The 20,920-nt window shown below is 71.3% G+C and carries 20 protein-coding genes; 14 read left to right on the top strand and 6 right to left on the bottom strand.

Annotated features, from left to right (window positions below):
• Positions 1–10: 10 nt before the first annotated feature.
• Both pta and AC5PYY_RS11770 read left to right on the top strand, forming a co-directional pair.
• Positions 11–2,104: a phosphate acetyltransferase gene (gene pta, locus AC5PYY_RS11775; RefSeq protein WP_493896998.1), complete on the top strand. Its 2,094-nt coding sequence runs from the start codon at positions 11–13 to the stop codon at positions 2,102–2,104.
• Positions 2,105–2,109: 5 nt separating this feature from the next.
• Positions 2,110–3,375, top strand: a complete 1,266-nt coding sequence (locus AC5PYY_RS11770) for an acetate/propionate family kinase (RefSeq protein ID WP_493896997.1) — start codon at positions 2,110–2,112, stop codon at positions 3,373–3,375.
• 73 nt (positions 3,376–3,448) lie between these two features.
• On the opposite strand, the gene galK is transcribed toward AC5PYY_RS11770, so the two are convergent.
• Positions 3,449–4,645, bottom strand: coding sequence for a galactokinase (gene galK / locus AC5PYY_RS11765; RefSeq protein ID WP_493896996.1), 1,197 nt, complete (start codon positions 4,643–4,645; stop codon positions 3,449–3,451).
• 78 nt (positions 4,646–4,723) lie between these two features.
• Positions 4,724–4,906, bottom strand: coding sequence for a D-arabinono-1,4-lactone oxidase (locus AC5PYY_RS11760; protein WP_493896995.1), 183 nt, complete (start codon positions 4,904–4,906; stop codon positions 4,724–4,726).
• A 79-nt stretch (positions 4,907–4,985) separates the two neighbouring features.
• Here AC5PYY_RS11760 and AC5PYY_RS11755 point away from each other — a divergent pair, with 79 nt between their 5' ends.
• Positions 4,986–5,249: a hypothetical protein gene (locus AC5PYY_RS11755; protein WP_493896994.1), complete on the top strand. Its 264-nt coding sequence runs from the start codon at positions 4,986–4,988 to the stop codon at positions 5,247–5,249.
• An 85-nt stretch (positions 5,250–5,334) separates the two neighbouring features.
• On the opposite strand, the gene AC5PYY_RS11750 is transcribed toward AC5PYY_RS11755, so the two are convergent.
• Entirely contained in the window at positions 5,335–7,479 is a 2,145-nt protein-coding gene (locus tag AC5PYY_RS11750) for an alpha-galactosidase (protein WP_493896993.1), read from the bottom strand.
• A gap of 105 nt (positions 7,480–7,584) precedes the next feature.
• Here AC5PYY_RS11750 and AC5PYY_RS11745 point away from each other — a divergent pair, with 105 nt between their 5' ends.
• Positions 7,585–7,788, top strand: a complete 204-nt coding sequence (locus tag AC5PYY_RS11745; RefSeq protein ID WP_130012290.1) for a hypothetical protein — start codon at positions 7,585–7,587, stop codon at positions 7,786–7,788.
• Positions 7,789–7,889: 101 nt separating this feature from the next.
• Here the strand turns inward: AC5PYY_RS11745 and AC5PYY_RS11740 are convergent, their stop codons facing one another.
• Positions 7,890–8,774, bottom strand: coding sequence for a formate/nitrite transporter family protein (locus AC5PYY_RS11740; protein WP_493896992.1), 885 nt, complete (start codon positions 8,772–8,774; stop codon positions 7,890–7,892).
• Positions 8,771–8,926: a hypothetical protein gene (locus AC5PYY_RS11735; RefSeq protein ID WP_493896991.1), complete on the bottom strand. Its 156-nt coding sequence runs from the start codon at positions 8,924–8,926 to the stop codon at positions 8,771–8,773. The genes AC5PYY_RS11740 and AC5PYY_RS11735 overlap by 4 nt, the downstream gene beginning before the upstream one ends.
• A 152-nt stretch (positions 8,927–9,078) precedes the next feature.
• Here AC5PYY_RS11735 and AC5PYY_RS11730 point away from each other — a divergent pair, with 152 nt between their 5' ends.
• The 10 genes from AC5PYY_RS11730 to AC5PYY_RS11685 all read left to right on the top strand — a co-directional run bounded on the left by AC5PYY_RS11730 (position 9,079) and on the right by AC5PYY_RS11685 (position 19,006).
• Positions 9,079–9,750, top strand: coding sequence for an HAD family hydrolase (locus AC5PYY_RS11730; RefSeq protein WP_493896990.1), 672 nt, complete (start codon positions 9,079–9,081; stop codon positions 9,748–9,750).
• A 331-nt stretch (positions 9,751–10,081) separates the two neighbouring features.
• The gene (gene ribA / locus AC5PYY_RS11725) at positions 10,082–11,431 is read left to right on the top strand and encodes a GTP cyclohydrolase II (RefSeq protein WP_493896989.1); all 1,350 of its coding nucleotides are present in this window, start codon (positions 10,082–10,084) and stop codon (positions 11,429–11,431) included.
• A complete protein-coding gene (locus tag AC5PYY_RS11720) occupies positions 11,431–12,150 on the top strand; it encodes a CDP-alcohol phosphatidyltransferase family protein (RefSeq protein ID WP_493896988.1) in 720 nt (239 codons plus the stop codon). The genes ribA and AC5PYY_RS11720 overlap by 1 nt, the downstream gene beginning before the upstream one ends.
• Positions 12,147–13,178, top strand: a complete 1,032-nt coding sequence (locus tag AC5PYY_RS11715) for a zinc-dependent alcohol dehydrogenase (RefSeq protein WP_493896987.1) — start codon at positions 12,147–12,149, stop codon at positions 13,176–13,178. The genes AC5PYY_RS11720 and AC5PYY_RS11715 overlap by 4 nt, the downstream gene beginning before the upstream one ends.
• Before the next feature lie 15 nt (positions 13,179–13,193).
• A complete protein-coding gene (locus AC5PYY_RS11710; protein ID WP_493896986.1) occupies positions 13,194–13,574 on the top strand; it encodes a 6-pyruvoyl trahydropterin synthase family protein in 381 nt (126 codons plus the stop codon).
• Positions 13,552–14,622 (top strand): glycosyltransferase family 4 protein, encoded by a 1,071-nt coding sequence (locus AC5PYY_RS11705; RefSeq protein WP_493896985.1) that lies wholly within the window; start codon positions 13,552–13,554, stop codon positions 14,620–14,622. The genes AC5PYY_RS11710 and AC5PYY_RS11705 overlap by 23 nt, the downstream gene beginning before the upstream one ends.
• Positions 14,616–15,494 carry a hypothetical protein gene (locus tag AC5PYY_RS11700; RefSeq protein ID WP_493896984.1) on the top strand — a complete coding sequence of 293 codons (879 nt, stop codon included), beginning with the start codon at positions 14,616–14,618 and terminating at the stop codon, positions 15,492–15,494. The genes AC5PYY_RS11705 and AC5PYY_RS11700 overlap by 7 nt, the downstream gene beginning before the upstream one ends.
• A gap of 591 nt (positions 15,495–16,085) precedes the next feature.
• Positions 16,086–17,315, top strand: coding sequence for an FAD binding domain-containing protein (locus AC5PYY_RS11695; protein ID WP_493896983.1), 1,230 nt, complete (start codon positions 16,086–16,088; stop codon positions 17,313–17,315).
• A 52-nt stretch (positions 17,316–17,367) separates the two neighbouring features.
• Complete coding sequence (locus AC5PYY_RS11690) at positions 17,368–17,808, top strand: cupin domain-containing protein (RefSeq protein ID WP_493896982.1); 441 nt, start codon at positions 17,368–17,370, stop codon at positions 17,806–17,808.
• A gap of 22 nt (positions 17,809–17,830) precedes the next feature.
• Complete coding sequence (locus tag AC5PYY_RS11685) at positions 17,831–19,006, top strand: MFS transporter (RefSeq protein ID WP_493896981.1); 1,176 nt, start codon at positions 17,831–17,833, stop codon at positions 19,004–19,006.
• On the opposite strand, the gene AC5PYY_RS11680 is transcribed toward AC5PYY_RS11685, so the two are convergent.
• Positions 18,981–20,810 (bottom strand): helix-turn-helix domain-containing protein, encoded by a 1,830-nt coding sequence (locus AC5PYY_RS11680; RefSeq protein ID WP_493896980.1) that lies wholly within the window; start codon positions 20,808–20,810, stop codon positions 18,981–18,983. The two genes, AC5PYY_RS11685 and AC5PYY_RS11680, sit on opposite strands and share 26 nt — an antisense overlap.
• Between the last annotated feature and the right edge of the window lie 110 nt (positions 20,811–20,920).

Below are 20,920 nucleotides of genomic sequence, written 5' to 3'. Positions count from 1 at the left end.
GGGTGGGAGGGTGACGACGAGCCTGTATCTGGCCAGTGCCGAGTCCCGGTCGGGGAAGTCGGCGGTCGCCGTCGGCCTCCTGGCCGAGCTGTGTGCCCGCGGAGGGAGGGTCGGGGTCTTCCGACCGGTGGTGCAGGACCGCGCCGCCGACCCGCTCGTCGAGCTGCTGCACCCGCTCTCGACGTCGGCGGCGGAGCCGCAGACGGCGGTCGGCGTGACCTACGACCAGCTCAACCGAGACCGCGAGGCGTCGATCAACGCCGTGGTCGACCGCTTCCACGCGTATGCCGCGGAGCACGACACCGTGCTCGTCGTCGGCTCGGACTTCACCGGGGTGCCGGCACCGACGGAGTTCTCCACCAACGCCGCTCTCGCGGCGCACCTCGGGTCGCCGATGGTGCTCATCGTGCCGGGCTCGGACCGCCCGGCCGACGACACGGCCACCGCGGCCCTCATCAGCGTGCAGGAGGCCCGCAGCCGGCACGCGCAAGTGGTGGCGGTGCTGGCCAACAAGGTGGAGGGGGGTGAGGCCGTGAGGCAGGAGCTGGAGACCCGGCTGGCCGACGAGGCCGGTGGCGGGAACGGCATACCTGCGGTGCTGACCATCCCGGCCGACGACCTGCTCTCGGCACCCACGGTGCGCGACCTCATGGAAGCCGTCGATGGCACCCTGCGGGCGGGCGACGAGACCCTCCTGGACCGGGAGATGAGCGATCTCATCGTGGCCGGGATGACGATGCCCAACGTCCTGGACCGGCTGCGCGAGGGGCACGTGCTCATCTGCCCCGGCGACCGCGAGGAGGTGCTGCTCGCGGCGATCCTGGCGCACCGCTCGACCACCTTCCCCACGCTGGCCGGCATCGTCCTCAACGGCGGCTTCGCGACGACGCCGCAGGTCGACCGGCTCGTCGAGGGGCTCGCCGTCGAGTTGCCGATCATCAGCTGCGACGGGGGGACGATGCATACCGCGATGACGATGCACGACGTCGTCGGGCGCATCACGCCACGCTCGGAGCGCAAGATCGAGCACGCCCGGGCGCTGGTGCACGACCACGTGGACCTCGACCGCCTGCTGCCGCCCGCTGAGGACGACGACGCGGGTGCGCGGCGCTCGCAGGTGGTGACACCGCTGATGTTCGAGCACCAGATCATGGCGCGGGCGCGCGCGGCGGACGCCCACGTCGTGCTGCCCGAGGGGGGCGAGGACCGCATCCTGCGCGCCGCCGACACCCTGCTCGCGCGCAAGGTGGCGCGGCTGACGCTGCTGGGTGTCGAGGCACAGGTGCGCGAGCGGGCGGCCAGCCTGGGGCTGCGGCTCGACGCGGCGCAGGTCATCGACCCGCAGTCCAGCGACCAGCGGGAGCGTTTCGCGCAGACGTATGCCGAGCTGCGCGCCCACAAGGGCGTCACCCCGGACCAGGCGCACGACATCGTCGTCGACCCGGCCTACTTCGGGACGATGATGGTGCACGCCGGCGAGGCCGACGGCATGGTCTCCGGCTCGATCACGACGACCGCGCACACGATCCGGCCGGCGCTGGAGGTGATCCGGACCTCGCCGGGGGTGTCCGTGGTGAGCAGCGTCTTCTTCATGTGCCTGGCCGACAAGGTGCTCGTCTACGGCGACTGCGCGATCAACCCCGACCCCAGCGCCGAGCAGCTCGCCGACATCGCGATCTCCTCGGCGGGGACGGCAGCGCAGTTCGGGGTGGAGCCGCGGGTCGCGATGCTGTCCTACAGCACCGGTGGGTCGGGCAGCGGCGCCGACGTCGACAAGGTGCGCGCCGCGACCGAGCTGGTGCGCGAGCGGGAGCCGGAGCTATTGGTGGAAGGGCCGATCCAGTACGACGCCGCCGTCGACCCGGCGGTCGCTGCGACCAAGCTCAAGGACTCGCCGGTGGCGGGGCGGGCGACGGTGCTGATCTTCCCCGACCTCAACACGGGCAACAACACCTACAAGGCGGTGCAGCGCAGTGCCTCCGCCGTGGCGGTCGGGCCAGTCCTGCAGGGTCTCAACGCGCCGGTCAACGACCTCTCCCGCGGGGCGACCGTGCGCGACATCATCAACACCGTGGCCATCACCGGCATCCAGGCGAAGGGCTGAACGCCATGACCGACGCGTCCCGGACCTCGGCGGGCACCCCGGTGGTGCTCGTCATCAACGCCGGCTCCTCCTCGGTGAAGTACCAGCTCATCGAGCCCGGCACCGGCACCTCGCACGCCAAGGGCCTGGTCGAACGGATCGGGCTGGAGGGAGGTGTGCTGCGGCATACCGTCGAGGGGCAGACGCACGAGCGCGGCGTCGACGTGACCGACCACGCGCGGGCGCTCGAGCTGGCGACCGAGGCCTTCGCTGAGCACGGTCCGGCGCTGGAGGAGGTCGACCTCGTCGCGGTCGGGCACCGGGTGGTGCACGGGGGCGCGGACTTCGCCGATCCGGTCGTCATCGACGACGCGGTGCTGGCCGCGGTGGAGCGGCTGGTGCCGCTGGCGCCGCTGCACAACCCGGGCAACCTGCAGGGCATCGAGGCGACCCGGCGCACCTTCCCGGACGTGCCGCAGGTGGCGGTCTTCGACACCGCCTTCCACCAGTCGATGCCGGCAGAGGCGATGACGTATGCCGTGCCGCGGGAGTGGCAGGAGCGGCACCGGGTGCGGCGCTACGGCTTCCACGGGACCTCGCACGCCTATGTCTCGCGGCGGGTGGCGGCGTTGCTCGGGCGGCCGGTCGAGGACGTGTGCTGCGTCGTGCTGCACCTGGGCAACGGCGCGAGCGCGACGGCGGTGCGCGGTGGGCGCAGCGTGGACACCTCGATGGGGCTGACGCCGTTGGAGGGACTGGTCATGGGCACCCGGCCGGGCGACCTGGACCCGGGGATCGCGGGGCATCTTGGGCGGGTCGCGGGGATGTCGACCGAGGACGTCGAGCGGGCGCTGAGCAAGGAGTCGGGGCTGCTCGGGCTGACCGGGTCGGCGGACTTCAGGGACGTCATGGAGCGTCGGGCGGCCGGCGACGAGGCGGCGGCGCTCGCCTTCGGGGTGGTCGTGCACCGGCTGCTGCGCTACATCGGGGGGTATGCCGCGGTGCTCGGTCGGCTGGACGCCATCGCCTTCACCGCCGGCGTGGGTGAGAACAACGCCGAGCTGCGCGCGGCGGTGCTGGAGCGGCTGGCCGGCTTCGGGGTGGAGCTGGACGCCGACGCGAATGCGGGGGTGGCGGGCGCGGACGGCGCGGCGGACTCGGCGGGCGCAGTCCCGGGTGCTGCCGACGGCGAGCGGCGCATCACGACGCCGGCGAGCGCGGTGGCGGGTTTCGTCATACCCACGGACGAGGAGGGTGAGATCGCCCGCCAGGCGGCGGCGCTGATCACCTGACCTACTCCTCCAGAACTGGACAGAGCTTTCTGGGGAACGGGTCCCAGAACGCTCTGTCCACGTCCGTAGGGACTCAGCGGACGCGGTGCGCCGAGGCACTCGGGGTGGCGGTGAGGAAGTGCGGCGCCTCGAGGCCCTCGCCGGCGAAGGCGTCCGCCACCGCCCGAGCGACCTCCTCGACCCCATCCCGCGCGACGAGCGCGATCGCGGAGCCGCCGAAGCCACCTCCGGTCATCCGGGCGCCCAGGGCGCCCGCGGCCACCGCCGCCTCGACGGCGAGGTCCAGCTCGCGGCACGACACCTCGTAGTCGTCGCGCAAGGAGGCGTGCGAGCCGAGCATGAGCTCACCCACCTGATCCGCCTCCCGCTCACGCAGCGCGGCGACGAGATCGAGGACGCGAGAGTTCTCGGTGAGCACGTGCCGCACCCGCGCGACCGCCTCGGCGTCGTCACCGAGACCCGCCAGCACCACCTCGACGTCCTCACCCTCCAGCTCGCGCAGCGACTCCACGCCCAGCGCAGCGGCGGCCCGCTCGCAGACGGCGCGGCGGGAGGCGTACTGCCCGTCGGCCAGCGAGTGGTGCGCGCGGGTGTCGATGACGAGGATCTCGTGCCCGGGCAGGGTCCACGCGACGGGCGTGATCGAGAAGTCACGGCAGTCGAGCAGCAGCGCGTGCTCGTCCACAGCCCGCAGCGAGACGCTCTGGTCCATGCCCCCGGTGGCGGCGCCGGCGACCTCGTTCTCGGCACGGACGCACGCGGCGGCGAGCTCGGCGCGGTCCAGCCCGCCGAGCTCGGGCACGAGCTCGGCCAGCGCCAGCGCGACCGAGCACGACAGCGCTGCCGAGGAGGACAATCCGGCGCCGAGCGGCACATACCCGTCCACGAGCACGTCCGCGCCCACCAGGTCCGGCCCGACCCGCTCCCCCAGCATCGCAGCGACCCCGGCGACGTAGGACGTCCACCCCTCTGGCGAGCCGAGCTCCACGTCGGCGACGGCACCCTCCCACGCCTGACCCGGCGCCTGCCGCGAGGCGATCCGGAGCCGCCCGTCGTCGCGGCGCCGCACCGCGACGTAGGTCCGGTGCGCCAGGGCGAGCGGCAGGCAGTAGCCGCCGTTGTAGTCGGTGTGCTCGCCGATGAGGTTGACCCGTCCCGGCGCCGCCCAGACCCCGTCGGCGGCCCCGCCGAACTCGACGCGGAAGGCCTCGGCCAGCTCGACCGCCACCTGCTGGTCGTCGGCGGCGGGCGACCAGATCAGCTCGCTCATCGGTGTGTGTCTCCTGGCTCGTGGGGTCGGGTCGATCCTCGGCGCGCGGCGCGCCAGACGTCGGCGGGCTCGCGTGGCTCAGACCCCGAGGCGGTCGAGGAAGTCGTCGCGCAGCGCCCCGCGCGGGTCGAGGCGTCGTCGCAGCGAGCCTAGACGCCCCAGGTGGGGGTAGAGCTCGTCGACCCGCCGGGCCAGCGCCGCCTCATCGAAGAGCTTGCCCCAGTGCGGGCGCGCACCGAGCGGGTTCAGCCCCGCCTCCATGCTATTGATGAGCGCCGGAGCCGTGCGTGTCGGTGGCGACCGCCCCGGCGACCGTGATGTGCGGCAGCGAGGCTATGGCGTGCAGCCCCCAGCCGAGCTCGTGCAGCCGTCGGGCGACCCCGCCGTAGGCCGCGGCCCCCTCGATCCGGTGCGCTGCCGGTCGCTGTCGACGGTCACGTCGACCGGGAGCCGCCCGCGGCTCACCATGGTGCCGGTGGTGTCCGCGATCCGGTTGAACGAGTGGCGTGACCCGAGCACCCGCACCCGATCCGCGCTGCCCATCACCTCGGCCAACTCCTCCCGCCCTGCTGGCTCGACGAACTCGCTCGCCCCGCATAGGTGAAGTTCTTGGCCCAGGTGCTGCCCGCCGCGCTCATCGCCCCATCCTGGGCAGCCCGGCACACGCTGGCCGTCGTCTCACCCGCTCCTCAGACCGCGACCACCTGCCAGATCTGGCTGTGCTCGGGGTTCATCGGCTGGATCGGCAGGCCCGCCTCGGCCAGCACCCGCCCGGGCAGCGTGATGCCGTCCACCGCCCACGGCACGACGCCGCGGCCCGCGACGAGCGGCTCGCTCTCCCCGGGGCGCACCAGCGTGACCCGGTAGCGCCGCTCCGGGTCCAGCCCGGGCAGCCGCACCCGGTCGGGCCCGGTCGTGATCGGTCGCCGCAGCATGCTGACCTGGTAGAGCGCCGCCGAGCGGTCCTGCGCGACGGTGCCATGCACCCATACCTCGTCGTCGTGGTGGTCGCCGTTGACGACCCGACCGGTATGCAGCAGCTCGCGGTGCTCCTTGTGCAGCGCCACCCAGGCGGTGAGCTCGGCGAGCTCGGCCTCGGTGGCGGTCGCGAGGTCCCACTCGATCCCGAGGTGCCCCCAGATCGCGGTGCCCGCGCGAAAAGACAAGGTGTGCCGCCGCCCGGTGGTGTGCGACTCACCGGAGGCGACGTGGGTGCCGACCAGCTCCGGCGGCAGCAGCAGGAAGGTCCCGCGTTGGATCTGGTGACGCTCCAGCGGGTCGATGCAGTCCGAGGCCCAGATCCGCACCGTCCGGTCGAGCACACCCAGGTCGACCCGGCCACCGCCGGCCGAGCACGACTCGACCTCCAGGCCCGGGTGCGCGGCGAGCAGCTCGTCCATGAGCGCGTAGACCGCCAACGTGTGCGCCCGGACGCCCGGCTCGCCGCCGGGGGTGTGCCCGGCGTCGTTGAGATAGCGGTTGTGGTCCCACTTGAGGTAGGCGATGTCGTAGCGGTCGAGCACCGCCATGAGCTGGTCGCGGACGTGGGCGTAGGCGCCCGGGTGGCCGAGGTCGAGCACGTGCTGCTGGCGTGACTCCAGCCCCCGCCGCCCCCCGGCGGAGAAGATCCACTCCGGGTGGGCGCGCGCCAGGTCGGAGTCCATGCTCACCATCTCGGGCTCGACCCAGAGCCCGAACTCCAGGCCGGCCGTGTGCACGTGCTCGACGAGCGGGTCGAGCCCATCGGGCCACACGTCCTCGGAGACGACCCAGTCGCCCAGGCTGGTGGTGTCGTCGCGCCGCCCGCCGAACCAGCCGTCGTCGAGCACGAAGCGCTCGGCTCCCACCGCCGCGCCGCGGTCGACCAGGTCCGTGAGCCGGTCCAGATCGTGGTCGAAGTAGGTCGCCTCCCAGTTGTTGATCGTCACCGGGCGCGGCCGGGTCGGGTGGTGCGGGCGGCCGCGCAGCCAGGCGTGGAAGCGCGCGGCGACCTCGTCGAGCCCGGTGCCGTGCGCGGCATACGTCCAGGGCGTGGTGGCGCTCTCCCCCGCCGCCAGGATGAGCTCGCCGCGCTCGAGCCGCTCCCCCGCGCCGAGCACGCGCCCGCCGTTGGCGAGGCGCTCGGCATACGTCGTCTGGTTGCCGCTCCAGCCCAGGTGCACCGCCCAGACCTGACCGTGCCCGAAGCCGAAGCCGGGCTCCCCCGCGGCGAGCAGGTGCACCGCGTCGAGGCCGGTGCGGCCGGTGCGGACCTCGCGGCTGTGGATGCCGACGGTGAAGGGTCGCCGCTGCGGGATGCGCTCCATGGTGTGCCGCCCGGCGAAGTCGAGCAGCTCGGTGGCACGCTCCGGGACGGGGAGGGTGGTGCGGATCGCGCCGACCTCGTAGGGCCCTTCGCCGGTGTTGGTGAGCGTGGTGCGTGTGCGCAGCAGCCCGCCCGGGTGCAGCTCCAGCTCGTGCACCACGGCGAGGTATGCCGTCTCGTCCGCCGCGTGGACGACCACCCGCTGGGTGCCGTCCGGCTCGGTCGTGACCGCGGTGTGCTCGGCCGAGGTGCGGAAGGCCGGGGACCAGTCCCGGCCCTGGCGCGAGCCTTCGACGCCGGGGCGGCCCAGCCAGGCACGGGCATGCTCGGGCAGGATGCTGACCCGGTCGGCGCGGTCGAACGGGCTGTCCCCCCGGGCCACCTGGCCGCTGAGCGCCACGGCCTGCAACTCGGCGTCGGTGAGCTCACCGAGGTCGGCTCCCCAGTGGCGGACCACCGGGAGGAGACCGTCGGAGAGATCGAGGACGAGCGAGGTGCCGGCGGCGCGCAGGTGCAGCAGAGAGGTCACGCCCCTAGCCCACTGCACCGGCCCTGCGCGTGTCCAGTCACCGGGTCGTGGGGAGTTCACGCTGCGTCCATCTCCCCGTCAACGTCGTCTGCGTAGGGTCGTCCGGTGGCCAAGGAGCTGGAGTTCATCAAGGGCGTCGACAAGCTGCACGCGTTCTACACCGAGCACGTGCGGATGCTCGCGCACGCCTACGACCTCAGCGACGAGGACGCCGCGCGCATCCTCGACCGCTTCGACTTCAAGAACGTCTCCCGGTCGATCCTGGCACCGGCCCGGGTCGACCTGTTCGAGGCGCCCCCCGAGCTGTGAGGCGGCGCCGCTGCGGCGTCTCCCCGTCATCCCCCGGCAGAGCAGCGCGTCGGCCGGGGACCGCCTGATCCGGTCGCCAGGCTGACCACCGGGCATCCCACCTAGTGAGCCTGGCCCTCGGACAGGCGCCGGGCGCGTTCCTCGCGGACCAGCTCCCACGTCCGGACGATCCGCGGCGCCGTCATGATGACCAGGCCACCGACCATGTTGAGCAGGGTGACCCACCAGAACCACCCCAACCACTGGCCCACCGTGATCTCCGCCCCGGCCTGCATCGCCCCGAAGATGAGCACCGAGGAGAGCGCCCCGTGGTGCATCTGCAGGCCGACCACCAGCAGCCCGCCGATGAAGGAGATGACCGCCGTCATGACATCGGAGCTGGCCCCCTGGGTCATCCGGGTCATCAGTGTGATGGTGCTTCCCGCGAGCAGCGCCAGCGCGATCGTCTCCATGGTGAAGCCGGCCGTCACGTAGTCCACCGCGGAGCTGATGAGGTTGTCGTGGAACTCGGGGAAGGCATACACCACCAACCACATGAACATCCACCCGCCCGCCAGGTTGGTCACCAGGGTGACCGACCAGAGGCGGAAGAGCTGACCGAAGGTCCCGTGCCCGGCCAGGACGGCGTTGACCGGAAGCATGAAGTCCTCGGTGAACAGCTCGGAGTGCGCCAGGCGCAGCGCGAGCAGGCCGATCCCGAAGGCCAGGCCGGAGAGCAGCGTGCTGCCGGTGGCGTGCATGACCGCGAGCATCGCCATGATGCCCAGCCCGACGTCGATCCCACCGAAGAGGCCGGTCACCACCAGTCCTCGGTGGGTCCGCTTGAGCCGCTCCTCGCCCTCGGAGACGGTCGCGTTGAACTCCTCGTGCAGTTCCTCCTCGAGGCGGCGCTCCACTCCCCCGACCTCGACGGTCTCGTAGTGGTCGCCCTGGCCCCCGGCCTCCGGCTCGGTGCTCTGGTCGAGATCGCCGTCCTGCGAGCTCATCGGGTGCGGGCCTGGGCAGCTGGAACGCTCATCACCCCATCCTGCCTGCTGGGACCGGCCGGCAGCTCACCGCCCCCGAGTGCGACGAAGGCACCGGGCAGGCCCAGTCCGTGGGCCAGCACGGCGAGGACGAGGGCGAGGAACGACCTCATCAGGAGGCGCGGACCCGACGACGGGCGGGGTGCTGGCGGCGCAGCCACCCCGCCGAATCTAGCAGCGGGACGACCGACCGGGCCGGGACCGCGGTCCTGCACCGCCCCGGCAGCACCGTGGTGTCCGGCACAGCCTGGGTAGGCTCGGCCGGATGGACACCGCCCGACGCCTGGTCGAGGACGCAGGCACCCTGTTGATCGACTTCGACGGGCCGCTCGCCCGGCTCTTCCCCGGCGCCGCCTGGGCGGAGGTCGGCGATCGGCTGCGGCAGGAGGCGGGCAGGCTCGGTGGCCCGGAGCTGGCGCGGTGGCTCGAGGGCGAGGCGGACCACGTGCAGTGTCTGCGTCTGGTGGGCGAGCACTCCCCCCGGTTGCTGCCGCCGCTGGAGCGACTGGTGACCGAGCTGGAGCTCGCGGCGGCGGCCCGGGTGTCACCCCGCGGCGGTGCCCTGGATCTCATCGACCAGACCCTGGGGCGCGGCGCCAGCGTCGTGGTGGTCACCAACAACACCCCGGGCGTCGTCGCGGGGGTGCTGGACCGCGCCCGACCGGGCACGAGCGCCCGCCTGCACACGGTCGGGCGGTCCGCAGGGCGGGTGGCCGACCTCAAGCCGGCGCCCGATCTCCTGCTCCGTGCGCTGAGCCTCACCGGCGCCGGTCCCGGGGAGTCGGTCTTCCTGGGCGACTCCGTGACCGATGTGCAGGCCGGTGCCGCGGCCGGGGTGCGGGTGGTCGGAGTAGCCGACGATGCCACCCGGCGCGCGCAGCTGCAGGAGGCAGGGGCGGTGGCCGCGGTCGCCGGCGTCGACGCCCTGGTCGGCTGATCCGGCACGAGGCAGGTAGGCGTCAGGGCCCGGGGTTCACGGCGACCAGGAGCACGAAGAGCGCCAGCGTGCCGGGGATCGCGCCGGTCTGGATGCGGTCGACCAGCCGCATGATCCGTCCCGCGCTGGTCGGCAGGCGCTGCAGCGCGACGTCACGTGCCGCCGTCGTCGGTCACCGTCATCGACATCCGTCACCTTCCCTCTGCTCGGGTCGGCCACATGTGTCACGTCGCCGGCCCAGGGACGTCTCCGCAGGAGAAGATCGCCGCCCCCGACCATAATGTGCACGATGGTTAGACAGGTGAGAGACGCGACGCCGCGGGTAGAACGGGTGGCCGACACCCGGCTCCCCACCGACTACGCGACCTTCCGGATGACGGCATACCGCGACGACACAGGCATCGACCACGTCGTCCTCAGCCTCGGCGTGCGCGACGACGACGGTCCCGACCTGCCACCACCCCTGGTGCGGGTGCACTCCGAGTGCCTCACCGGGGACGCGCTCGGGTCACGCCGGTGCGACTGCGGCGAGCAGCTGCAGCACGCGTTGCGTCTGCTGGCCCGGGCGGGGCGCGGGGCGGTCGTCTATGCCCGCGGGCATGAGGGCCGCGCCATCGGCCTGGCGGAGAAGCTGCGGGCCTACGCCCTCCAGGACCAGGGGGTGGACACGGTCGACGCCAACCTCGCCCTCGGCCACCCCGCCGACGCCCGCACCTACGACCACTGCGCCGCGATGCTGCTCGATCTCGGTATGCGCCGGGTCCGGCTGCTGTCGTCCAACCCGGCCAAGGAGCAGGCACTGACCGCCCTCGGCATCGAGGTGGTGGAGCGGGTGCCGCTGGTCATGCCCGAGCGCGAGGAGAACGCCTTCTACCTGGCCACTAAGCGCGCCCGCATGGGGCACGACCAGGCCGGCGGTGATGACTGGGCCCAGCTGCTGGCCGGCCGGATCCCCAGCTCCGGCGAGTTGGCGCAGCGCTACGGCGACCTCAACCGGGCCGACGGCCCCCTGGTGCTGGCCCAGCTCGGCCAGAGCCTGGACGGCTTCATCGCGAGCCGGACCGGTGACGCGGCCTTCGTCACCGGCGAGCAGGACCGCGAGCACCTGCACCGGCTCCGGGCGCTCGTGGATGCCGTCGTGGTCGGTGGAGCCACCGCGGCCTGCGACGACCCTCGACTCACCGTCCGGGCGGTAGACGGACCGAACCCCACCCGGGTCGTGCTCGACCCGCGCGCGGTCACCCCGAACGAGTCCTCCGTGCTCACCGACGGCGCCGCGCCGACGCTGTGGGTCGTCGGCGGCGAGGCGAGGGTCGGCCCGGTGGGTGGGCACGTCGAGGTGGTCCGCTGGCCCACCGCCGGCCCATGGGAGCCGGGAGCCGTCCTCGAGCTGCTCGCCGCACGTGGGCTGCACCGCGTGCTGGTTGAGGGAGGAGGGCGCCTCGTCTCCGCCTTCGTGCAGGCCGGCGTCGTGGACCGGCTCTACCTCACCACCGCGCCGGTGCTGATCGGGGACGGTGTGCCCGGGCTGCGCGTCACCGGCCAGGATCTGCTCGCTGACGCGCTCCGGCCGACCGCGCGCCGCTACCAGCTCGGGGACGACATCGTCACCGAGCTCGACCTGCGGCCGGCTGCGGCCGCCCGCGCGACGCTGGCGGCCGACGTCTCGGACGCGAGCTGATGTCCGCCCAGGTGCCCGCGGCCCGGCTCCGCGGCGCCGAGGTCGTGGAGTCCGGGGTCGTGCTCCTCCCCCTCGCGCTGTGCGTGGGGCTGGTCGGCTGGGTCGGTCCCGGCGTCGGCATCGGGATCCTGGCGGTCCTCACAGGTCTGGTGGTGCCGGCGGTAGCGAGCTCTGCCCTGGTACGGCGCCGTCCCGCCGCCGTCAGCCCCCCCGACGTGGTCACCCTGGGCCGGGTGGCCCTCACGGGTGTGGTCGCAGCCGCGACGGTGCTCGTCCTCGCCGGTCAGCTGCCCGCCCGGACCTGGATGGTGGCCCTGGTCGTCGGTGCCGCGCTGCTGCTCGACGCAGTGGACGGGTGGCTCGCCCGGGCGACCGGCACGGCCAGCCCGTCCGGGGCGCGGCTGGACATGGAGTCCGACGCCGCCCTGCTGCTGGTGCTGTCGATCCTGGTGAGCGTGACGCTGGGGTGGTGGGTCGTGGCGATCGGAGCCATGCGCTACGTCTTCGTGCTCGCCTCCTGGGTGCGTCCTGAGCTGCGCGCTGGCCTGGCCCCGAGTCCGTTCCGACGGGTCGTCGCCGCCGTCCAGGGCATCGCGCTGCTGATCGCCCTGGTGCCGGTCGTGCCGGCACCGCTGGCCGTCGCTGTCGTCCTGACGTCGCTGGTGCTGCTCGCCACATCCTTTGTCCGCGATGTCGTGGAGCTGGAGACCCGGGCGTGAGGTCCGCACCCGGCACCACGGCACTCGCCTACTGGGCCACCGCGCCCGGCGCGGGTGAGGTGCGCGCCGAGACCCTGCCCGAGCCCGGGCCGTCGGAGGCGCTCGTGCGGGCCGTCACCAGCGGCATCAGCCGGGGCACCGAGATGCTCGTGCGCCGCGGCGGGGTGCCGGACTCCCAGGTCGACCGGATGCGCGCGCCCTTTCAGGAGGGCGAGTTCCCCTTCCCCGTGAAGTACGGCTACTTGTCCGTGGGGGTGGTCGAGCGCGGCCCGCAGGACTGGGTCGGGGCGCGGGTGTTCTGCCTCCACCCGCACCAGGACCGGTATGTCGTGCCCGTCGACTCCCTCACCCGCGTCCCCGATGAGGTGCCCTCGGTCCGTGCCGTCCTGACCGGCCCGACCGAGACGGCGCTCAACGCGCTCTGGGACGCCCCGCCGTGCGCGGGTGACCGGGTGGCCGTCGTGGGGGCTGGGCTCATCGGCGGGGCGCTCGCCCTGCTCCTGCGCCGCTTCCCGCTCGCTCGCCTGCAGGTGGTGGAGGCCGACGCCGCCCGGCGGGCGCAGCTGCGCGATGCCGGACTGGACGCGGTGCCTCCCCCGGACGCCCTCGCCGACTGCGACCTGGTCTTCCACGCCTCGGCCAGCGAGCCCGGCCTGGCCCTGGCCCTCGCGCTCGCCGGGGAGGACGCCGACGTCGTCGAGCTGTCGTGGTTCGGCTCTCCGGCGCCACAGGTGCCGCTCGGCGAGGACTTCCACTCCCACCGCCTGCGGCTGGTGGCCAGCCAGGTGTCGCGCGTCGGGGCCGCCCGCCGGCACCGCCGGGACCCCTCGGCCCGGCTCGGCACCGCCCTCGACCTGCTGGCCGACCCCGCCTTCGACCTCCTCCTCGGCGAGACCCACCCTTTCGCGGAGGTCACCGCCGCGTTCGAGGAGCTCGAGCACCCCGGTCGCCTCGGTGGGTGTGTCGTGCTGACCTACCCGCCCCTCCACGACGCTGACGGCGACGTGGCCCGACGGCACCACCCCTGACCAACGAGGAGCACGATGTTCGGACTCACCGTCACCGACCACGTCATGGTGGCCCACAGCCTGCCCGACCCGTTCTTCGGCCCGGCCCAGGCGCTGCACGGCGCCACCCTGGTCGTGGAGGCCACCTGGCGTCGGCGCGAGCTGGACGAGCACGGCGTGGTGGTCGACATCGGCGAGGCGGGCGACCACCTCGCCGCGGTCCTCGACCCGTTGCGCTACCAGAACCTCGACGAGCACCCCTCCTTCGCCGGCCGGCTCAGCACGACCGAGGCCGTCGCCGCGCACGTCGCACACGCGCTGGCCGAGCGTGCCGACCCAGCCGTCGAGGGCATCGGCGTCGTCGTGCGCGAGCACCCCCGGGCGTGGGTGACGTATGACCTCGACCTCACGACGTGAGGGTGGTCGGTCGCCCGCGCTGATCGTGCCCGGTGATCTCGCCGGCCCCAGTGGCGGCAACCACTACAACGCCCGGGTCGTCTCCGAGCTCGTCGCGAGCGGGGTCGAGGTGGTGGTCGAGCCCGTCCCCGGAGCCTGGCCCCGGGCGGGTGAGGAGGACCGGCAGGCGCTGCGCGAGGCGCTGGGGCGGCACACCGACGTGCTCGTCGACGGCATCGTCGGCTCGGCGGCGCCCGAGGAGCTCGCCCAGGCTCGGGCTCATGGGATGCGTGTCGCTCTGCTCGTGCATCTGCCGCTGGCCGCCGAAGGCGGCCTGAGCGCCCAGGAGGTGGACTGGCTCGCCGCCTCGGAGGCAGCCGCCCTGCGGGCCGCCGACACCATCATCGCGACCAGCCGGTGGGCCGGCGACGACCTCATCACCCGGTATGGCGTCACCGACGTGCACCCCGTGCCGCCGGGCGCGCAGGCGGCGCCTCCCGCGACCGGCAGCACGCCGCCACACCTGCTCTTCCTCGGGTCGATCACCCCGAGGAAGAACCCGCTGGTCTTGTTCGACGCGCTCCAGACGGTCCTGGACCGCCACTGGACCGCCTCGCTGGTCGGGCCCGCAGGAGCGGACCAGGGCTACGTCGACGCCGTGCGCGCCCGGGCGGACGCAGTGGACGGTCGCGTCCGGGTGCTCGGCCCACGTCAGGGCGAGGAGCTCGAGGCGCTCTGGCACACCGTCGACCTCCTCGTGCTGCCGTCCTCCGCCGAGACCTACGGGATGGTGGTGACCGAGTCGCTGGCGCACGGCATACCCGCGCTCGTGACGGCCGGGACGGGCGCGATGGAGGCCCTGCGCGGCTCCGGTGAGCGGGATGGTCTGGCCGCCGCCGGCGCCGGCGTCGACGGTACCGACCCTCAGGCCTGGGCGAGGGCCCTGGCCCGGTGGCTGGACGACGGGGACCTGCGCGCCGCCTGGCGGACGGCCGCCTGCGCCCACCGGGATAGGCTGCGCGGGTGGGCCACGACCGCAGCGGACATCGCGAAGGTGCTGCGATGGTAGCCCGCCCGGTCCCGGCCGACTGGCTGGCGCTGCGGCGGCGTGCCGACCACCAGGCACGAGAGGCCGCCCTCGACCTGCTCGACGTGCTCATCGCCCACCTGAGCGCGCGAGGGGTCGAGGAGCTGGTGGTGGTTGACATCGGTGCGGGCACGGGCTCCAACCAGGCCTGGCTCGCACCCCGCCTGCCCGGCCTCCAGCGGTGGGTCCTGGTCGACCACGACGCCGACCTCCTGGGGCTCGGTGGGGCCGACGGCGCCGACGCCGTCGACGGTGTCACGACGGAGCGCGCGGTGGCGACCGTGGACGAGCTGGGCGCCCTGGTGCCGCAGCACGGTGAGGTCCTGCTGACGTGCGCAGCGCTGCTCGACCTGCTGTCAACGGCGGAGCTCGAGACGCTCGCCGGTGTGATCGCGCCGACAGGTGAGCCCGGACACGCGGCCCTGCTGAGCCTCAGCGTCACCGGGCAGGTCGCGCTCACGCCCTCCCACCCTGCGGACTCGGTCGTCGCGGCAGCCTTCGACGCGCACCAGCGGCGTGAGGGCCGACCGGGGCCGGAGGGGGCCGCGGTGATGGCCCGGGCCCTGCGGAGGCGCGGTGCCTACGTCGAGCCGCGGGCGACGGACTGGGTCCTGGGCGCTCAGGATGAAGGGCTCCTGGCCCGCTACGTCGACGACCGGGCCGCGGTCGCGGTCGAGCACGACCCCGACCTGGCTGCCGTGGTGCGTGGGTGGCGGGACACGCGCGAGCGGCAGCTGCGGGACGGCGTGCTGCGCGCGCGGGTCGGACACCTGGACCTGCTCGCCCTCCCCGGTGCGAACGGCGAGGTGGGTGCCGGTGGCGCCGACGTCGCCCGTGTCTCGGCGGATCGATGACCGACAGCCTGGTCGCGGACCCGCCACGGGCCTCCCGGGCCGCCTACTGGTGGTCGGGGCGGTGCAGGTCGGGCTGACCCTGTGGGCCTGCTCGGCCTCGTCGCGCAGTGGGGCCTGAGCCCTTTCGTCACCGCCGCCCGGTCACTACCGTGGTGGGCGTGGGCGATCGTGGCCGGCCTCGGATGGCACAGCAGGCCAACTGCCGAACCGCACGGGTGTCCGTGGCGCGGCGGGTGCCACTCGAGGTCGCAACACGGGTGGACCTTTGGAGAGGCACTCCCCGGATCTCCTGTTCGTGGCACCGTCCTCGATTCCCGGCCCTCGGGGCCTCCGTCCGCAGATCGTGACGGACAACGGCCACCCCTCCCAGATGATGCGCAGGCAATCCCGGTCGTCTTGCCGACGCTCTCCGTGACACAACGGCGGTAGCCGGGTTCGGGGCGAAGACTCACTATGCCGGACCACAGGGCTTCAGCCAAGGGCTGTGTTTCCACCCATAGACGCTGCATGAAGGCGACTTCCATACTTGATGCCAGTGCCGCCGAAGCGTCGGCGCTGACCGCATAGTTCATTTCCGCCTAGGGGTACTTGATGACCACAGGATTCGACGGCACACGCGCACTGGTGATTGGCGGGTCGGTCGGCGGTCTGACCACCGCTCTGTTACTGCGCGACCTAGGGTTCGATGTCACAGTCTTCGAGCGGACGCCTCAGCTTCTGACTGACCGGGGCGGAGGCATCGTGCTGCAGCCTGACACGTTGAGATGGTTTGCCGAGCGCAGCAGCCGCAAGCCCGAAGATGTCAGCACGGCCACGGAGTACGTCCGCTATGTGGGCAAGGACAACGAGATCCTTCACGAGGAGGAGGTCGAGTGGCGGTACAGCTCTTGGAGCACCTTGTATCGCGCCCTCTATGAGGATTTCGATCCCCAACGGTACGTGCTCGGTGAGTACGCCGCTGGGTTCAGCCAGGACGAGGCCGGCGTGACCGTGAGGTTCGTGAGTGGGCGGGAAGAACGCGCAGAACTGGTCGTCTTTGCTGACGGGATCTCCTCTGTGGGACGTCAGCGACTCAACCCTGGATCCGCCCAAACCTACGCCGGCTACATCGGATGGCGCGGCACCGTCCCGGAAGGGCAACTGTCCCAGGAAACCGCCGAGCTTCTGAACGCCCTGACTTACTCGATCGGACCCTCGACCCAGATCTGCATGTATCCGATACCTGCTTCCAACGACGCATTTGCAGCTGGTGAACGGCTGATGAACTACGTTTGGTACCGCAACGTCGCTGAGGGCCCAGAACTGGACGAGATGATGTTGGACAAGCAAGGCATCGCCCGCCCAGTGTCGGTGCATCCCGGCCAGGTTCAGGACCGATACGTGACGCAGATGAAGGCCGATGCGCCAGAACTCTTGTCACCGGCAGCCGCGGAACTCGTGCAGGCCACGGAGCAGCCATACATTCAGGCGCTCTACGACATCCGTTCGGAGCGAGTGGTGTGCGGCCGCGTCGCACTGGTCGGTGATTCGTCGTTCGCCAGTCGTCCTCACGCTGCCGCAGGTACTGCCAAAGCAGCGGCGGATGCGTGGTCGCTTGCCGAGGCCCTCGGGAACGGCAACGGAGATATCGCGGCATCCCTCCTGGACTGGGAGCCAGACCGTCTCGCACTCGGAGACTTCCTCGTGGACCGGGTGACTGAGATGGGCGAGCGGTCCCAGTTCCGAAACACCTGGACTCCTGGCGACCCTACCCTGGACTTCGGCCTCTACGGCCCAGGAGTTCTCATCGAACCAACAAAAACCAAGACAAGCACGTCTTGAGCCTCGACGTGCTACCCCGACGGACGACGAACAAGACAAGGTGGTAATTGGCATGACGACACCCAAGTTCCTCACGGATCTGCAGCTGGCGGGGGAACTCGTTGGCGAGAACTTCGACGGATGGTCGGACGAGATCAAGGACGAGTTCGAGCAGATGGCCTTCGACGGAAACGTCGGGTCTCGACTTCTGAGCGAGAACGATCGTGTCCGGGTGTGGGAGATCCGGCTCCAGCCTGGAGAACGCTGGCACGCGCACCGCCACGTCCTTGACTATTTCTGGACGGCCGTCACCGCTGGACGCAGCAGGCAGCACACATCCGATGGCACGACCCGCGAGGTGGAGTACGAAGCTGGTGAGACCCGTCACTTCCAGTTTGGGCCGGGCGAGTTCCTCCTGCACGACATCGAGAACATCGGGACCGATGAGTTGGTCTTCAGCACGGTCGAGCACGTCGACAGCAAGAACGAACCTCTCCAGCTGGACGCTCCCTGACCCGCCCTGAGGCGCCGCTCTCATGACGCAGGTCACTGGCGGCGTTTCGCGCAGGCTCCTCCTGCCCGCCAGCCTGCTGGCGGGCATGGGCGGATGGGGTCTTACCGCAGCAGGAGCGGGGGCCGGCACACTGGCTCGGCACTACGACACAGGGCTGGTCACGGTAGGACTGCTGACGGCCACGTTCGCTGTGACCTACGCCTGCCTGCAGTTGCCGGCTGGGCAGCTCATTGACCGGTTCGGCGTGCGAGGCGCCGCCTTGGTCGGAGCTTCTGTGACTGCCCTGGCATACCTCGTCGCGCTGGTCATGCCGTCGGTCAGCGTCGCCGTGGTCGCACGTGGAGTCGCGGGCGCAGGCAGCGCGGTGGGGTTCGTCGCCGGTGCCGAGTTGGCGAGGCGGGCGGGGACCGGCGCAGCAGGACTGGGGGTATTCGGCGGGTTGGGGATCGGCTCCGGCGGACTGGCTTTGGCTGTCGTGCCCCGGTTGGAGACCCTTCTCGGCTGGGGGACCGCGTGGATCACCTGCATTGCGGTCGCGCTCTGCACCGCCCTCGTAGCCTGGCTGGTCGTTCCGCCAGGCCGCGTGCGTCGACCCTCCTCCAGGAGTTCGCGAGGCCCCCGACCGCACCTGCTCCGCGATGTGGAGCTCTACCGACTCACCTCTGTCCACGCTTCGACATTCGGACTGAGCGTGGTCCTGGGAAACTGGGCAGCAGTGATCCTGACAAGTAGGTGGGGTCTCCCCTACACGTCATCCTCAATGATCTCATCGCTCATCCTCGCGCTGACGATCGTCAGCCGACCGATCGGCGGGATTGTCCTCGGTCGTTATCCCGGAAGCGTCCGACTGCTGACAGTGGTTTCCCTGGTCATCTGCTCGGCCGGGACCGCAGTCTTGGCCATTCCCTCGACCATCACCGTCGCAACAGCTGCGACGTTCGCGGTGGGCATGGCCGGAGGTCTGCCGTTCGCGGCCACGCTCGCACGTGCACAAAAGTGGCGCCCTGACCAGCCCGCCGCCGCGGTGGGGGTCCTCAACGCCGGGGCCAATCTCGTCGTGGTCCTCGGCACGCCGTTGGTCGCAGCAGCGATTGAGCGTGGTTACACCACGTTGGTGCTGGTCATCATCTCCGGGCTGTGGCTCATCCCGCTGCTCATGATGCCCCAGACTTTCAAGAATCTCCGGAACTGCCCCTGACACCGACGACCTCATCACACATGAGTGCCAGGCCGATCAGCAGGATCGCGTCCACGTCCGTGAGGGAGAGCCCAAGCAGTTCTTCCGCACGACGGATCCGTAATCCCACCGTGTTCGGGTGTACGTGCAACTGCGCCGCGGTGGCTGCAGTGTTGAGATTGTTCTGGAAGTAGGCGCCCATCGTCTGACCCAGCGACGCACCCCGGCGTTCGTCGTACGTCCGGAGCGGGCCTAGCACCTTGTCGGAGAAGGCCGTGAGTTCTTCAGTGTGCTCAATCTGCAGCAAGAGACTGAGCGGACCTAGATCGCCAATCTGCAGGGTCGCGTTCACCACGCCGCGCCGATGCGCAAGATCGGCGAGCCCCCGCCCCAGTCGGTAGGCCCGCGAATAGTCGTGGAGCGATCGGCAAGCAGGTGTCACGATGACGGACATGGTGGCGCCGGGACGGGCACGGCGAAATCGGGTCCTTAGTGCGTCTGCCACTACCGCGACGTCATGTGGCTCGGTTGATGGCCACAGCGCAACGACAAGGGCGCCGGCCGTCGCAATCAGGGGTCGAGGATCGATCGTGGTCGCCGCGGAGCGCACGGCGTTGATCACTGATGAGCCCAGGTCGTCGGAGTTCGTGTCCGCCCGCGCAACCACCACGTGGTGAGGGTGGTCAAGATCGTGCCCCATCCGCTCGGCCCGCGGAAGCAAGGCAGCCGCGTCGGACGCGTTGCCGTGGATCAGGTCCCTGACGAGGTCAGCAGCGGTACGCCATTCGACCTCCAAGGCCGTGCGGAGGCGCAGTAGCTCCAAAGCAAGGACGGTGGCAGCGTGCTCGAGCGCGCGGCGATCGAGTAGGTCGAGGTCTTCAATAGTCCCGGCCACCCAGACGCGGGCAGCGAGCTCACCACCCAGCCAGACCGGCGCGACGACCCACGTCTCCTCGTGTGAGGATGCCTCCAGGAGCGAGTCCCGCCCCGCACCGGTCGAAGTCCCATCGGCGAACGACAGCAGCCCGTTGTCGGCTTCTTCGGGGAGGTCGACACCGTCCCCATCGCTGGTGACGGAAGCCAGCCATCTTCCCGTGGCTTCCTGGACCAGGATTGCCCGACCCAAGAGACCGCTGAGCACCTCCGCGACCCCGATGACCCCGCCCTCCTGAAGCGCCACATCAGTCAGTCGCTGGTGAATCTCAGCGCCCTGTCGAAGCAACAGGTGCTGCTGCTCCAACGAGTTGTTGAGCCCCCGCAGATCTTCGATCGTGCGCGCTTGCGACGCGCGAAGCCGAGCCGCGGCTATCGCAATCGCAGCCTGGTTCGCTAGCGTCGTGGCCAGGTCTATCTCGTCCGGCCTGAACTTGTGCCCCTCCGAGGTGTAGCCGTTGAGCGTACCGAGCGCCCCGCCCGAGACCAGCAGAGGGACCGCGATCATCGAAGTGAAGCCTTGCTCTCTAGCCCCTGCGCCCCATGGTGCGAAGGTCGGGTCGGTGCGGGTGTCCGTCACCTGCACCGACCGCTTGGTCAAGAAAGCGCGAGTAGAGGGCGCTTGAGCCTCCCCCTCGCGCAGCACGATCGGATGAAGTGCGTTGACCTCGTCGATGTACGTCGATGAGAAGCCGTACGACCCCTCGACGACGAGGATCTCGCCCTTCTTGTCCGGAAGGAAGACACCGCAGAAGTCGAATCCCAGCAGCTCGCAAGCCGTCTTAGCCACCAGGTTGAGCAGTGTCGGTATCGATATCGGCTCGTTGACGGCAGAGGAGATCTCTGCGACTCCATGGAGGAACTCTTCCAGGCTCTTTGTCCGTGACGCCATACCTCACAGTCTGACACCACGACCGAGGAGCATGACTGTGCTCACACACACCCTCGAGCCCGAAGCCAGTGTGTCCACCCATTGTCGAGGACCGAGCGCGTCGTGACAGT

This window comes from Serinicoccus sp. JS2-9, assembly GCF_059025165.1.
This window is presented reverse-complemented; position numbering and strand designations above follow the sequence as displayed.